Source organism: Streptomyces sp. NPDC048659, assembly GCF_040650575.1.
Classification (GTDB): Bacteria; Actinomycetota; Actinomycetes; order Streptomycetales; family Streptomycetaceae; genus Streptomyces.
Genome location: NZ_JBEZHM010000052.1, coordinates 1 through 14,179, shown reverse-complemented (window position 1 = coordinate 14,179; position 14,179 = coordinate 1). Strand labels below are relative to the sequence as shown.

The window sequence follows — 14,179 nt, the reverse complement described above, 5'->3', positions numbered from 1 at the left end:
CCGCGCGGCCCGCCCCCTTTGGGAGAACCGCCCGATGAGACCGCGCACCCCGGCCGTGACCCTCGCCCTGATCGCCGCGCTCGCCGCCCTCGGCCCGCTCACCGGCTGCGCCCGCTCCGGGGACGCGGACCCGGCCGCGGGCCCGGCCGCCGGGCCGGAAGCCGCCGCGGCGGCGACCGCGCCGCCGGTCACGGCCTTCCCCGCCCCGCGCGGGGCCCCGGCGCCCGCGCCGAGCCTCGCCGCCGCGCCCCGCGCCGGTGACGTGCGGGTGGAGGACGGCCCGTTCACCGACCGGGTGCGCTTCGACCGGCTCACCCTCACCGACCGGCGCACCGTGACCGGCCGTCTCACCGTGACCTCGGACGTCAGCGACGTCGTCGCCCTGGAGCTGCGCGCCGCCTTCTACGACACGAGGGGGCGGCTCGCCGGGACCGGGACGTTCACGTACAGCGAGGAGCACGGGGCCGAGCGGGGCGGGAGCCACGGGGAGCGGAGGGCGGAGGGCGCGGGCATCGACTTCTCCGTGTCCCTGCCCGCGTCGGCCCCGGCGCCCGCCGCGGCGGTGCTGTCCGTGCCCGTGCTCGTCAACGAGTAGGGCCGGTCCCGGCCGCCGGTCCGGTCCCGGCGGCCGGTGCCGCGCCGGGCTCCTCGGGGGCCCCTTCGCCCTCGGCGCGCATGGCGCGCGTCTCGCTCTTGAGGATGCGCAGGGACTTGCCGAGGGACCTCGCGGTGTCCGGCAGCCGCTTCGATCCGAAGAGCACGATGAACGCGATCGCCACGAGCAGCAGATGCCACGGTTCCAGTGCGTTGCGGAGCACGGGTCACTCTCCCTCTAGGACTGACGTTTGCCTTGTTGCGCAACTGTACAACTGGCTGGATCGGCACGCACCGCCCCCCGGCCCTCGACGCGTGATGGAGCTCACGACGCTTAAAGAGTTGCGCAACCTTTAAAGTTGCCTCATGGGGACGACGAGTGACATGACGGCGGCTCTGCGGAGCGCGGTGCTTCAGGGCGGTCCCGCCGACGGGACCCGTCTGACGGTGTCCGACCGGCCGGCCGTGCTCCAGGTGACCTTCCCGTGCGCGGTCGAGGACGCGGCCCCCGGGGTCCGGGTCGAGGCCCTGCACGTCTACCGGCTGGACAGCGGCGGCTCCGGGGACGGGATCCTGCGGTACGGGTACGACCCGGCCAGCCCGTAACGGCCGCCCCGCCCCGGCTCAGCCGTCCTTCCGGGGCCCGCCCAGGCTCTCGCGCAGGACGGCCGCCTCCTCGTCGAGGTGGTGCAGCAGCGCCTGGAGCGCGGGACTGCGGGTGCGGTGGGCGACCTCCGTGGTGCCCACGGTGCGGCCCACCGAGGGGAGTTCGACCGGGAGCGCGGCGAGCCGCTCGTCGTCGCGCAGCACCAGCTCGGGGAGGAGCGCGACCATGTCGGTCTGGAGCAGCAGGGCCCGCATGGTGAGGATGGACGTGCACTCGACCCGGTCGCCGGGGAGCGCGAGCCCCAGGTCGGCGAAGTGCGCGCCGAGTTCCTGGCGCAGCGCCGTCTGCTCCACGGGCAGGATCCACGGGTGGCCGAGGGTGTCGGTCAGGGTGACGCGGGCCGCGTCGAGCAGCGGGTGGCCGGAGCGCACGGCGAGCCGGATGCGCTCGCGGTAGAGCCGCCGCTGGCGCAGCCCGTCGCCCTCCTTCGGGGCCGGGCCCACCCGGCCGACGATGACGTCGAGTTCGCCCGCGAGGAGCGCCCGGTGGAGGACGTCGGGGGTGCCCTCGCGGACGACGACGGTGAGCCGGGGCCGCTCCCGCTTCAGCCGCGCGACCGCCCGGGGCAGCAGCACGTTCGTCCCGGCGAGGAGCGCGCCCACGGTGACCGTGCCGTCCTGGCCCTCGCGCAGTCCGGTGAGGTGCTCGGCGGCGCGGCGCAGTTCGGCGAGGACGGTGCGGGCGTGTTCGGTGAGGGCGTGCCCGTAGACCGTGGGGCGCATCCCCCGGGGGATCCGGACGAAGAGCGGCAGCTCGGCGATGCCCTCCAGTTCGCGCAGGGTGCGGGTGGCGGCGGGCTGGGTCAGGTGCAGGGTCTCGGCGGCCCGCGCCACGCTGCCGTGGTCGACGATCGCGACCAGCAGGGTCAGGTGACGGAACTTCAGTCGGCCGTCCAGGAGGTCCATCGGCGGGGCTCCTCGCGGGAGGGTCCGGGGCCCGCTCCCCCGCCATACCGAAATCGGTAGGGGAAGCGTGCCTTTTGGCATTGGCTCGGCATAGCTCGGTGGGCGCATGATACCGGCACACGCCGGGACAACAGTTCCGAGAGCCCGGCCTGGTCACGCAACGGAGGTCTGCAAGGTGCGCTCACCTGTGCGGCATTACGTAGGGGGCGGCTTCGACGCCACGGGCGAGCTGCTCCCCCTCGTCGACCCGGTCCTGGGCACCGTCGCGGGTGCGCTGCCCTCGGCCCCCCGCGAGCTGGTGGACCGCGCGGTCGGCGCCGCCCGGTCCGCCCTGCGCGGGCCCTGGGCCCGCTGGAGCCCGGCCGAGCGGGCCCGGGTGCTGCACCGGATCGCGGACGGGATCGAGGCGCGGTTCGAGGAGTTCGTCGACGCCGAGTGCGCCGACACGGGCAAGCCCCGGGAGCTGGCCTCGACGGTCGACATCCCGCGCGCCGTCGCCAACTTCCGCGCCTACGCCGAGCTGCTGGCGGGCCGCGCCGAGCGGTCCTGGCACACCCCCACGCCGGACGGGCGCGGCGCCCTCAACTACACGGTGCACAAGCCGCTGGGCGTGGTCGCGGTGATCTCGCCGTGGAACCTGCCGCTGCTCCTGCTGACGTGGAAGGTGGCCCCGGCGCTCGCCACCGGCAACACGGTCGTCGCCAAGCCCTCCGAGCTGACCCCCGGCACCGCCTGCCTGCTGGCCGAGGTGATCGCCGGGACGGACCTGCCGCCCGGTGCCTTCAACCTCGTGCACGGCGCGGGCGCGGACGCCGCAGGTCAGTGGCTCACCGAGCACCCGGACGTGGACGCCGTCGCGTTCACCGGGGAGTCCCGCACCGGTTCGACGATCATGCGGGCCGCCGCCGGACGGCTGGCCCCGGTCTCCTTCGAGCTGGGCGGCAAGAACGCCGGTCTCGTCTTCGCCGACGCGGACCTGGAGCGGGCGGTGGAGGGCACCCTGCGCTCGGCGTTCACCCACAGCGGGCAGGTCTGCCTGTGCACCGAGCGGGTGTACGTGGAGCGGCCGGTGTTCGACGCGTTCGCCGAGGCCCTGGCGGCCGGGGCGCGGCGGCTCGAAGGCTACGGCCCGATGGTCTCCGCCGCCCACCGCGACAAGGTGCTCGGCTACCTCGGGAAGGCGGCGGCCGACGGCCGGGTCCTGGCGGGCGGCGGGGTGCCGCGCTTCGGGGACGACCGGGACGGCGGCTTCTGGGTCGAGCCGACGGTGCTGACCGGACTGCCCGAGGACCACCCGGCGGTACGGGAGGAGATCTTCGGTCCCGTCGTGCACCTGGCCCCCTTCGACACCGAGGAGGAGGCGCTGGACCTCGCCAACGCGGGGCCCTACGGCCTGGCCGCCACGGTGTGGACCGGCGACGTGAGCCGGGCGCACCGGGTCGCCCCGGCCCTCGACGTCGGCATCGCCTGGGTCAACACGTGGAACCTGCGCGATCTGCGCACCCCCTTCGGCGGCGTCAAGGCGTCCGGCATCGGCCGCGAGGGCGGCGACCACTCCCTCGACTTCTTCTCCGAACCCATGAATGTGTGCGTGAAGCTGTGAACACCGCCGCCGCGAACACCCGCGAGGCACCCCCGGCCGGCCAGGCCGTCGACCCGGCCGTCGAGCGGGCCGCCGGACTCCTCGCCGCCGCCCGCCGCACCGGCGTGCCCTGCGCCCCGGTCCGCGAGCTGCTGCCGGCCGGGGACCTGGACGCGGCCTACGCCGTCCAGAGCCTGCTGGCCGACCGGCAGCTCGCGGAGGGCCGCCGGATCACCGGCTGGAAGATCGGGCTGACCTCACCGGCGGTGCAGGCGCAGCTCGGCGTCGACACCCCGGACTTCGGCCCGCTGTTCGACGACACGGCCGTCCCGGACGGCGCCGAGATCCCGTGGGGCGCCGTCCTCCAGCCCCGGGCCGAGGCCGAGGTCGCCCTGGTCCTCGACCGCGACCTCCCGCACGAGCGGCACACCGTGGCCGACGTGATCCGGGCGACGGCCTTCGCGCTGCCCGCCGTCGAGGTCGTCGGCAGCCGGATCCGCGACTGGGACATCACGGCCGTGGACACCATCGCGGACAACGCCTCCAGCGGCGTGTACGTCCTGGGCACCCGCCCCGTGCCGCTGCGGGAACTCGACCTGCGGACCGCCGGGATGGTCCTCGAACGGCGCGGCGAGCCGGTCTCCACCGGGGCGGGCGCGGCCTGCCTGGGCAACCCGCTGAACGCGGCCGTCTGGCTCGCCGACACCCTCGCCCGGCTCGGCCGCCCGCTGCGGGCCGGGGACACCGTGCTCACCGGCGCGCTCGGCCCCATGGTCGCCGTCGCGCCCGGGGACGTCCTCGAAGCCCGTATCGACGGTCTCGGCTCGGTCCGCGCGGCCTTCGGCCGCCCCACCACGGAAGGGGACGCCCGATGAACCCCGGCGCACTGGCCGAGGCCCTCGACGGCGCGGCACGGGACGGGCGCGCGCTCGCGGGCGGCGGCAGCGGGCTGACGGACCCGGCCGAGGCGTACGCGGTCCAGGACGCCCTGGTGGCCCGGCGGCTGGCCCGGGGCGAGCGGCTCACCGGCTTCAAGCTCGGCTTCACCAGCGTCGCCAAGATGCGGCAGATGGGCGTCGCCGACCTGATCCACGGGCGGCTCACGGACCGGATGGAGGTCCCGGACGGCGGGCGGCTCGACGTCTCCGGCCTCATCCACCCCCGGGTCGAGCCCGAGGTCGCCTTCCTGCTCGGCGGCGTCCTGCGGCCCGGCGGGGACCCGATGGCGGCGGTCGCGGCCGTGGCCCCGGCCCTGGAGGTCATCGACTCCCGCTACGACGGCTTCCGCTTCTCGCTGCCCGAGGTCATCGCCGACAACACCTCGGCCGCCCACTACGCCGTGGGCGCCTGGCGCTCGCCGCGCGAACTCGGCGGCCTCGGGGTCCTCCTGGAGCTCGACGGGCGCACCGTCGAGACCGGCTCGACCGCCGCGATCCTCGGCCACCCGCTGCGCGCCCTGGCCGCCGCCGCCCGGCTCGGCGGCCCGCTGGAGCCCGGCACGGTGATCCTCGCGGGCGCGGCCACGGCCGCCGTGCCGCTGCCGCCGGGGACCCACGTCCGGGCCACCGTCGCCGGTCTCGGCACGGTCGCCCTCACGACGGAAGCCGCCGGGACCGAGGGGGGAACCGCGTGATCGTGCCCGGCGCCGCGCCCCCGCGCGGCCGGTTCCCGCACCTCCGGCGCGCCGGCGACCTGGTGTACGTCTCCGGCACCAGCTCCCGGCTGCCCGACGGCAGCTTCGTGGGCGCGAGCGCCGACCCGATGGGGGTCACCGACCTCGACATCCGGGCCCAGACCCGGGCCGTGATCGAGACCATCGGCCGCCTCCTCGGCGCCGCCGGCGGGGGCCTCGGCGACCTGGTCTCCGTCACGACGTACCTGGTCAGCATGAACGACTTCGGCGGCTACAACGAGGTCTACGCCGAGTACTTCGACGAGACCGGACCGGCCCGCACCACCGTCGCCGTCCACCAGCTCCCCCACCCCCACCTGCTGATCGAGATCAGCGCCGTCGCCCACATACCGCAGGACCAGGACAAGGAACCACCCCGATGACCATGAGACCGTTCAACCTCCAGGCGTGGATCGAGGAGCACCGCCACCTCCTCAAGCCCCCGGTCGGCAACGTCCAGATCTGGCAGGACGCCGATCTGATGGTGACGGTCGTCGGCGGCCCCAACCGCCGCACCGACTTCCACGACGACCCGATCGAGGAGTTCTTCTACCAGCTCAAGGGCGACATGGTGCTCCGCGTCATGGACGCCGAGGGGCAGCCGCCGCGCGACATCCACATCCGCGAGGGCGACGTCTTCCTGCTCCCGCCGCACGTCCGGCACTCCCCGCAGCGCCCGGAGGAGGACAGCGTCGGCCTGGTCGTCGAGTTCGCCCGGCCCGAGGGGCAGCGCGACGCCTTCGAGTGGTACTGCGTCGACTGCCACCATCTGGTGCACCGCAGCGAGGTCCAGCTCACCTCGATCGTCGAGGACCTGCCGCCGGTGTTCGAGGCGTTCTACGGCGACGAGGCCGCCCGCACCTGCCGCCACTGCGGCGCCGTGCACCCGGGCAAGGACTGGCCCGAGGAGCTGCGGCCGCGCACCCGCCGCGACGAGGCGGGCCCGGCATGACCGTCGTCGACATCCACGCGCACGTCTTCCCCGAGCTCGGCCGCGCCGAGGCCGAGCGGCTCACCGGCTCCGCGGACGCCCCCTGGCTGCGCACCACGGACGGCCCGGACGCCGGGATGATGATGGCCGGGTCCACCGAGTACCGGCCGGTCCGGCGCACCTTGTGGGACCCGGCGGAGCGGGTCGCCGACCTGGACCGGCTCGGCGTCGACGTCCAGGTGGTGTCCAGCACCCCGCTGCTCTTCGGCTACGAGCTGGAGGCGCGGCGGGCCGTCGACTGGTGCCGCACCGTCAACTCCCACCTCCTCGCGTACGGCGCGCACGCCCCGCACCGGCTGGCCCCGCTGTGCCAGGTGCCGCTCCAGGACACCGAGGCGGCCTGCGCGATGGTCACCGAGGCCATGGCGCAGGGCTTCCACGGCGTCCACATCGGCAACCACCTCGGCGACCGGGACCTCGACGACGGGGCGCTCGTCGAGTTCCTGGCGCACTGCGCCGAGCAGGACGCCGCCGTCCTGGTCCACCCCTGGGACCTGCCGGCCGGGCCCCGCTACCGCCGCTACATGCTGGCCTGGCTCGCGGGCATGGCCGGCGAGACCCACCTGACGATCCTGTCGCTCATCCTCTCCGGCGCCTTCGAGCGGCTCCCCGCCTCGCTGCGGCTGCTCTTCGCGCACGGCGGCGGCAGCTTCCCGTACCTCCTGGGCCGCGCCGACAACGCCTGGCACCGCCGCGACCTGGTCCGCGCGGACAGCCCGCACCCGCCCTCGCACTACACCGACCGCTTCGCCGTCGACTCCGCGGTCTTCGACCCGGGCGCGCTGCGGCTGCTCGTCGACGTGATGGGCGCCGAGAGGGTGCTGCTCGGCTCCGACCACCCCTTCCCGCTGGGCGAGGAGGAGATCGGCAGGCTGGTCCGCGAGAGCGGGCTCACCCCGGCCGAGCGGGACGCGGTCCTCGGCGGCAACGCCGTCCGCTTCTTCAACCTCGAACCCGCCCACGCCACGAAGGAGGCCGTCCGATGAGGGCCGCCGTGATCGGGTCGGGCAACATCGGCACCGACCTCCTCATCAAGATGATCCGGGGCTCCGGCGCGGTCACCGCCGCCGCGATGATCGGCATCGACCCGGAGTCCGACGGGCTGGCCCGCGCCCGCAGGCTGTCCGTCGCGACCAGCGCCGGAGGGGTCGAAGGGCTCATCGCCCTCGACGAGTTCGACTCGATCGACCTCGTCTTCGACGCCACCTCCGCCGCCGCCCACCACCGCAACGCCGCCGCGCTCGCGCCGTACGGCAAGCGGATCGTCGACCTGACCCCGGCGGCCATCGGCCCCTACGTGGTCCCGCCCGTCAACCTCGACGAGCACCTCGACGCCCCCAACCTCAACATGGTCACCTGCGGCGGCCAGGCCACCGTCCCGATCGTCGCCGCCGTCTCCGCGGTGGCCCCCGTGCACTACGCGGAGATCGTCGCCTCGATCGCCTCCCGCTCGGCGGGCCCCGGCACCCGGGCCAACATCGACGAGTTCACCGAGACCACCTCCCGCGCCCTGGAGCGGGTCGGCGGCGCCGCCCGGGGCAAGGCGATCATCATCCTCAACCCGGCGGAGCCCGCGCTGCTCATGCGGGACACCGTGCACTGCGTCGTCGACGACTGCGACACCGATCGGGTGGCCGCCTCCGTGCACGCGATGGCCGCGTCCGTCGCCGCGTACGTCCCCGGCTACCGGCTCAAGCAGGAACCGCAGTTCCGCCGCCTCGCCGCCGACGACCCGCTCGCCCGGCTCGCCGGGGGCGCGCCGCCCGCCGGCGGGTCCCGGCTCCTCGTCTCCGTGTACCTGGAGGTCGAGGGCGCCGCCCACTACCTCCCCGCCTACGCCGGGAACCTCGACATCATGACCTCCGCCGCGCTGCGCACCGCCGAGCGCCTGGCCGAACGGAGCCCGGCCCGATGACCTCCGTCTACGTCCAGGACGTCACCCTGCGCGACGGGATGCACGCCGTCTCGCACCGCTACACCCTCGACCAGGTCCGGGCCATCGCCGCCGCCCTGGAGGCGGCCGGTGTCGACGCCGTCGAGGTCGCCCACGGCGACGGCCTCTCCGGCTCCTCCGTCACCTACGGCCCCGGCGCGCACACCGACTGGGAGTGGCTGGAGGCGGCGGCCGAGGTGCTCGACCGCGCCCGGCTCACCACCCTGCTGCTGCCCGGCGTCGGCACCGCCGAGGACCTGCGCCGCGCGCACTCCCTCGGCGTCACCTCGATCCGGATCGCGACGCACTGCACCGAGGCCGACATCGCCGCCCAGCACATCGGCCTGGCCCGCGAGCTCGGCATGGACGTGTCCGGCTTCCTGATGATGTCCCACATGGCCCCGCCGGCCGAACTCGCCGCCCAGGCCAAGCTCATGGAGTCGTACGGCGCGCACTGCGTGTACGTCACCGACTCCGGCGGCCGGCTCACCATGGACGGCGTACGGGACCGGGTGCGCGCCTACCGGGACGTGCTCGACCCGGCCACCGAGATCGGCATCCACGCCCACCACAACCTCGGCCTCGGCGTCGCCAACAGCGTCACCGCCGTCGAGGCGGGCGCCCGCCGCGTCGACGCCTCCCTCGCGGGCCAGGGCGCGGGGGCGGGCAACGCCCCGCTGGAACCGACCATCGCCGTCTTCGACCTGATGGGCTGGGAGCACGGCTGCGCGCTGTTCCCCCTGATGGACGCGGCCGAGGAGCTCGTACGCCCCACCCAGGACCGGCCCGTGCGGGTCGACCGGGAGACGCTCACGCTCGGCTACGCCGGGGTGTACTCCAGCTTCCTGCGGCACGCCGAGGCCACCGCCGGGCGCTACGGCCTCGACACCCGCGACCTGCTGGTCGAGGCCGGCCGGCGCGGGCTCGTCGGCGGGCAGGAGGACCTGCTCGCGGACATCGCCCTGGACCTCACGGGGAAGTCCCCGGCCACCGCGCCCTCCGCAGCCGCCGCTTACGCTTCGCCCGCCACATCTGCCACATCCGCCACCCCCGTCACAACGGAGTGACCGCAATGCCGACCACAGACACGCCCGCGACCCCGGTGACCGGCCCGGACGCCACGCTCGCCGACCGCGCCGCCGCCCTCGACGCGGCCGACGCCCTCGCCCACGTCCGGGACCGCTTCCTGCTCCCCGAGGGGGTCGTCTACCTCGACGGCAACTCCCTCGGCGTCCTCCCCGCCGCCGTGCCCGCCGCCGTCGAGGACGCCGTGCACCGCCAGTGGGGCACCGACCTGATCCGCTCCTGGAACGCCAACGGCTGGTGGGAGGCGCCCACCCGGACCGGCGACGCGATCGGCCGGCTCGTCGGCGCCGCCCCCGGGCAGGTCGTCGCCGGGGACTCCACCAGCGTCCAGCTCTTCAACACCCTGCTCGCCGCCGCCCGGCTGCGCCCCGGCCGCCGGGTGCTGCTGACCGACCCCGACCACTTCCCCACCGACCAGTACATCGCCGACTCGGTGGGCCGCCTCCTCGGGCTCGACGTGCGCCGGGTGCCCGCCCGCGAGGCCGCCGCCGTGCTCGCCGCCGAGGGCGCGGACGTCGCCGTCGCCGCGTACGCCCCGGTGGACTACCGCACCGGCGAGCTGTACGACATGGCCGCGCTCACCGCCGCCGCGCACGAGGCCGGGGCCCTGATCCACTGGGACCTGTGCCACGCGGCGGGCGCCCTGCCCGTCCGACTGGACGAGATCGGCGCGGACTTCGCGATCGGCTGCGGCTACAAGTACCTCTCCGGCGGCCCCGGCGCCCCCGCCTTCGGCTACGTCGCCCACCGCCACCAGGAGGGCTTCGACCACCCGCTGACCGGCTGGCACGGGCACGCCGAGCCGTTCGCGATGTCCGGCACGTACACCCCCGCCCCGGGGGTCGCCCGCGCCCGCATCGGCACCCCGCCGCTGCTCTCCCTGATCGCCCTGGAGGCCGCGCTGACGGCGTACGAAGGTGTCGACATGGAGGCGCTGCGGGCCAAGAGCCTGTCCCTGACCGGCTTCTTCCAGGAGTGCGCCGACTCCCTCCTCGACGGCCTGGGCTTCACCATGGCCACCCCGCGCGAGGCCGCCCGCCGGGGCAGCCAGGTCGCGCTGCGCCACCCGGAGGCGTACCCGCTGATCGCCGCGCTCACCGCGCGCGGCGTCATCGGCGACATGCGCGCCCCCGACCTGCTGCGCTTCGGCTTCAACGCGCTCTACCTCAGCCACGCGGACGTCCTGGCGGCGGTGACCGAGCTGCGGTCCGTCGTGACCTCCGGCGCCCACCTGGCCGCCGAGTACCAGCAGCGCCCGACCGTCACCTGAGGTCCCGGCACACCCACCCACGGCCGGTCCGCGCGATCCCCCAGCCGCCGCCCCCCTCGGGGCCGTCGGCCGCCGCGCGGACCGGACCCCTCGCACGTCCCTCGCACGTCCCTCCCACCGTCTCCACCGCCGAGCACCCCGAGGACCCCCATGCGATCACTGCGTACGAAGACGGCCCTGGCCACGGCGGTCGCCGCCGCCACCGCCGCCACCCTGCTCGTGCCCGGCGGCTCCGGCGCGGGCTCCGCGTCCGCCGCCCCCCGCGCGACCGACCCGGACATCCCGGAGGTCTGCGCCGACCGGCGTCCCGGCCCGGCGGACCCCGGCGCGTACGGGATGCAGCTGGACGGCACGTTCCGGCACCCCGCGCTCACCCCGCTCGACGAGGAGAACGAGCACGCGTTCCCCGGCCGCAACGCGGAGTACGACACCCGCTCGTACATCAAGAACATGAAGGTCGAAGCCGCCTACGAGGGACCGGACTTCACCCCCGACTACTTCCACACCTGGCAGAACATCGTCGACTTCGACGGCCGGCGGTACATGTTCCAGTACGACCGCTCCGAGGGCCGCGTCTACGACATCACCGACGTGAAGAAGGTGAAGGTCGTCGAGCGGGTCAGCCGCGAGGACGTCGGCGGCGACGAGACGAAGGCCAACGGCGACTGGGCGGCCAACGACTACTGGGGCGCCTCAACCATCCAGTGGAACAAGAAGCTCGGCGCCTACGTCATGGTGCAGAGCTTCGAGAACAAGCGGCAGATCCACGAGCTCACCGACGACCCGGCCGAGGACAAGTACGGCAACCCGGAGGGCGTCCGCAAGCTGCGCGCCAAGCCGGGCCTGAAGGGCTTCAAGGTCTTCCGGCTGGACGGCCCCCGCAAGAAGGACTGGAAGCTGCTCGCGACGGTCTCCACCGACGCCACCCAGAAGGACCCGCTGCGCAGCGACCCGAACAGCGCGCAGCAGGGCTCCGGTTCGCTCGACACCCCGTACTGGACGGGCGACCGGTACATGTTCCTCGCGACGGCGCCGGACGACACGTACTCCCGCACCGAGTACCCGACCAACCTCCACTCGGCCGGCTACCAGTCCTGGGACATGGCCGACCCGGCCCACCCGAAGCTCCTCGACACCTGGCACCTGCCCGGCCAGCGGACCGGTGAGGACGCGGCGTACCGCGAGAACCCGCGCTGCGGCAACCGCACCAGCTGGATGGGCGCGCGGATGCCGCTCTTCGTGCCCAAGCCGGTGGAGAAGGGCGGGCGTTACGCCTTCGCCGCGATGGGCGGCTACGGGCTGACCGTGCTCGACATCTCGGACCCGGCGAACCTGCGGACCGTCAGCCACCTGGACCTGCCGCCGTCCGTGGCGGGCACCGAGGGCGACAACATCGACGTGTCCCAGTACGAGCGGACCGGCATCATCTACTACTCGGGCTACCCGCTGACCGAGGACTGTTACGAGCCCTACAAGGACGTCTACCAGATCGACGCCAAGGACCCGAAGAACCCCCGCGTCGTCGGCGCCCTGCCCCGCCCGGTGCCGCCGAAGGCGTCCGGCATGACGGACTTCTGCCAGCGGCGCGGCAGCTTCGGCCCCAAGCGCACCGGCTCCTACACCAACCCGGGCCGGCACACCCCCGGCGTGCTGGGCTACGGCTTCTACAACGCGGGCGTGCAGTTCTTCGACGTCTCGAACCCGGCCGCGCCGGAGATCGACGCCTACTTCGTTCCCAAGGCGTACGGCAAGGGGACCCCGGACTACGCCTACGGCAACCAGACCCACGGCGTGTACGTGGAGTGGGACCGGAACATCGCCTGGGTGCTGACCAACCACGGCATCTACGCGCTGTCCTCGCCGAAGGTGCTCGGCAAGCCGGACCTCGACCGTCCGGCCAGGCCGTTCCGCACCAGCGAGTTCTGACCCTCCCTCCCCTCCCCGCCCCCGCTCGTAGACAAGGACACCCGCCATGGCCACTCAGGAAAGACCCGTCCCGGTCGCCGACTCCGGCACCGAAGGCGGCGGCCTCGTCCGCTCCCTGACCCCTCGTCAGACCACCATGATCGGACTGGGTTCCGCGCTCGGCACCGGCCTGTTCCTCGGCTCCGGCTCGGCGATATCCGCCGCCGGGCCCGCGGTGATCGTCTCGTACGCGATCGGGGCCGTGCTGGTCGCGATCATCGCGGTCCTGCTCGGCGAGATGTCCGCCGCGCACCCCGTCCAGGGCTCGTTCGGCGCCATCGCGCAGACGTACCTCGGGCCGTGGGCCGGCTTCGTGACCCGCTGGATGTACTGGTTCAGCGCCGTCGTCGTCATCGGCACCGAGGTCGTCGCCTCGGCGCTGTACATCCGGTGGTGGTGGCCCGGTGTGCCGATGTCGGCGGCGATCCTCGCCGTCGCGGCGGTGGTCCTCGCGGTCAACGTCATCAACGTGAAGTCCTTCGGGACCACGGAGTTCTGGCTCTCCACGATCAAGGTGACCGCGCTGTGCGCGTTCATCCTGTGCGCGGCGCTGCTGGTCTTCTTCGGCCTCCCGGACACCGAGGCCACCGGCTTCGCCCACCTCACCGACGACGGCGGCTTCATGCCGCACGGCGCCAAGTCCGTCTGGATCGCGATGTCGGTGGTGATGTTCGCGTACGCCGGGTTCGAGGTCGTCGCGATCGCCTCGGCCGAGGCCACCGACCCGCAGCGCTCGATCCGGACCGCGATGCGCCAGCTCGCCTGGCGGCTCAGCGTCTTCTACGTCCTCGCCATCACGCTGGTCGTGGCGCTCATCCCGTGGCAGCGGCTCGCGAAGAGCGACGGCAGCGTCGAGGCCAGCCCCTTCGTGCGGGTCTTCTCCGACGTCGGCGTCCCGGCGGCGGCGACCCTCACCAACCTGGTGGTGCTGATCGCGGCCGTCTCCGCCGCCAACGCCCACCTGTACGGCGCCTCCCGCCTGCTGCACTCCCTCGGCCACGACCGGCTCGCCCCGGCGCCGCTGGCCCGGCTCACCGCGCGCGGCGTCCCGGCGGCGGCCCTGGCCGCCTCCACCCTGGGCATCGCGGCGGCGGCGCTGCTCGCCTTCTACGACGTCGGCGGCATCTTCGGGATCCTGATGTCGATCGCGCTCTTCGCGGTGCTGCTCGTCTGGCTGCTGATCCTCGCCTCGTACGTGGCCTTCCGCCGCCACCGCGACGCGCACCCCGCGGACTTCACCGGCTTCAGCATCCCGGGCGGCAGCAAGCTGGCGGTGCTGGCCGGGGCCGGGGTGCTGGCCGTCGCGGCCACCGCGATCGAGGTCCCGGACATGCGGCAGGCGGCGGGCATCGGCCTCGCCTTCACCGCCGTGCTCCTCGTCTGCTACGCCCTGACGGCGCTGCGCCGCAGGAGCAGGATCTTCGTCCTCGCCCCGCGCCCCGGACACTTCGCCGCCGTCGTCGGCGGCAGCGGCATCACCCCGGTCCTGTCCATGGCCGCCACCCTGCTCGCCC

Annotated in this window: 15 protein-coding genes; 13 read left to right on the top strand and 2 right to left on the bottom strand. The window is 74.3% G+C overall.

From position 1 onward, the window contains the following. Positions 1-34: 34 nt before the first annotated feature. Positions 35-595 (top strand): hypothetical protein, encoded by a 561-nt coding sequence (locus AB0C99_RS30720; protein ID WP_362482003.1) that lies wholly within the window; start codon positions 35-37, stop codon positions 593-595. Here the strand turns inward: AB0C99_RS30720 and tatA are convergent. After that, complete coding sequence (gene tatA / locus AB0C99_RS30715; protein WP_362482001.1) at positions 585-818, bottom strand: Sec-independent protein translocase subunit TatA; 234 nt, start codon at positions 816-818, stop codon at positions 585-587. The two genes, AB0C99_RS30720 and tatA, sit on opposite strands and share 11 nt — an antisense overlap. Positions 819-960: 142 nt before the next feature. Between tatA and AB0C99_RS30710 the strand changes: the two genes are divergently transcribed. Continuing rightward, positions 961-1,200, top strand: a complete 240-nt coding sequence (locus AB0C99_RS30710; protein ID WP_362481999.1) for a hypothetical protein — start codon at positions 961-963, stop codon at positions 1,198-1,200. 18 nt (positions 1,201-1,218) lie between these two features. Here AB0C99_RS30710 and AB0C99_RS30705 read toward each other — a convergent pair whose 3' ends face one another. Further along, positions 1,219-2,166 carry a LysR substrate-binding domain-containing protein gene (locus AB0C99_RS30705; protein ID WP_362481997.1) on the bottom strand — a complete coding sequence of 316 codons (948 nt, stop codon included), beginning with the start codon at positions 2,164-2,166 and terminating at the stop codon, positions 1,219-1,221. A gap of 187 nt (positions 2,167-2,353) precedes the next feature. On the opposite strand from AB0C99_RS30705, the gene AB0C99_RS30700 reads away from it, so the two are divergent. From AB0C99_RS30700 to AB0C99_RS30650, 11 genes are all read left to right on the top strand, one after another. Beyond that, a complete protein-coding gene (locus AB0C99_RS30700) occupies positions 2,354-3,769 on the top strand; it encodes a 2-hydroxymuconic semialdehyde dehydrogenase (RefSeq protein WP_362481994.1) in 1,416 nt (471 codons plus the stop codon). Between the two features lie 104 nt (positions 3,770-3,873). Continuing rightward, positions 3,874-4,623 (top strand): fumarylacetoacetate hydrolase family protein, encoded by a 750-nt coding sequence (locus AB0C99_RS30695; protein ID WP_362482118.1) that lies wholly within the window; start codon positions 3,874-3,876, stop codon positions 4,621-4,623. Next, positions 4,620-5,381, top strand: a complete 762-nt coding sequence (locus AB0C99_RS30690; RefSeq protein ID WP_362481991.1) for a fumarylacetoacetate hydrolase family protein — start codon at positions 4,620-4,622, stop codon at positions 5,379-5,381. The genes AB0C99_RS30695 and AB0C99_RS30690 overlap by 4 nt, the downstream gene beginning before the upstream one ends. After that, positions 5,378-5,803: a RidA family protein gene (locus tag AB0C99_RS30685; protein WP_362481989.1), complete on the top strand. Its 426-nt coding sequence runs from the start codon at positions 5,378-5,380 to the stop codon at positions 5,801-5,803. The genes AB0C99_RS30690 and AB0C99_RS30685 overlap by 4 nt, the downstream gene beginning before the upstream one ends. Then, the gene (locus tag AB0C99_RS30680; protein WP_362481986.1) at positions 5,800-6,372 is read left to right on the top strand and encodes a 3-hydroxyanthranilate 3,4-dioxygenase; all 573 of its coding nucleotides are present in this window, start codon (positions 5,800-5,802) and stop codon (positions 6,370-6,372) included. Before AB0C99_RS30685 ends, AB0C99_RS30680 begins: the two co-directional genes overlap by 4 nt. Continuing rightward, complete coding sequence (locus AB0C99_RS30675; RefSeq protein WP_362481983.1) at positions 6,369-7,397, top strand: amidohydrolase family protein; 1,029 nt, start codon at positions 6,369-6,371, stop codon at positions 7,395-7,397. Before AB0C99_RS30680 ends, AB0C99_RS30675 begins: the two co-directional genes overlap by 4 nt. Next, complete coding sequence (locus tag AB0C99_RS30670) at positions 7,394-8,326, top strand: acetaldehyde dehydrogenase (acetylating) (RefSeq protein ID WP_362481980.1); 933 nt, start codon at positions 7,394-7,396, stop codon at positions 8,324-8,326. Before AB0C99_RS30675 ends, AB0C99_RS30670 begins: the two co-directional genes overlap by 4 nt. Continuing rightward, positions 8,323-9,411, top strand: coding sequence for a 4-hydroxy-2-oxovalerate aldolase (gene dmpG / locus AB0C99_RS30665; protein ID WP_362481978.1), 1,089 nt, complete (start codon positions 8,323-8,325; stop codon positions 9,409-9,411). Before AB0C99_RS30670 ends, dmpG begins: the two co-directional genes overlap by 4 nt. Before the next feature lie 5 nt (positions 9,412-9,416). Next, the gene (kynU, locus tag AB0C99_RS30660; protein WP_362481975.1) at positions 9,417-10,700 is read left to right on the top strand and encodes a kynureninase; all 1,284 of its coding nucleotides are present in this window, start codon (positions 9,417-9,419) and stop codon (positions 10,698-10,700) included. 150 nt (positions 10,701-10,850) lie between these two features. Beyond that, positions 10,851-12,626: a hypothetical protein gene (locus tag AB0C99_RS30655; RefSeq protein WP_362481972.1), complete on the top strand. Its 1,776-nt coding sequence runs from the start codon at positions 10,851-10,853 to the stop codon at positions 12,624-12,626. Positions 12,627-12,672: 46 nt separating this feature from the next. Next, positions 12,673-14,179, top strand: a 1,507-nt coding sequence (locus tag AB0C99_RS30650; protein WP_362481969.1) for an amino acid permease, incomplete at its 3' end; no start/stop codon positions are given.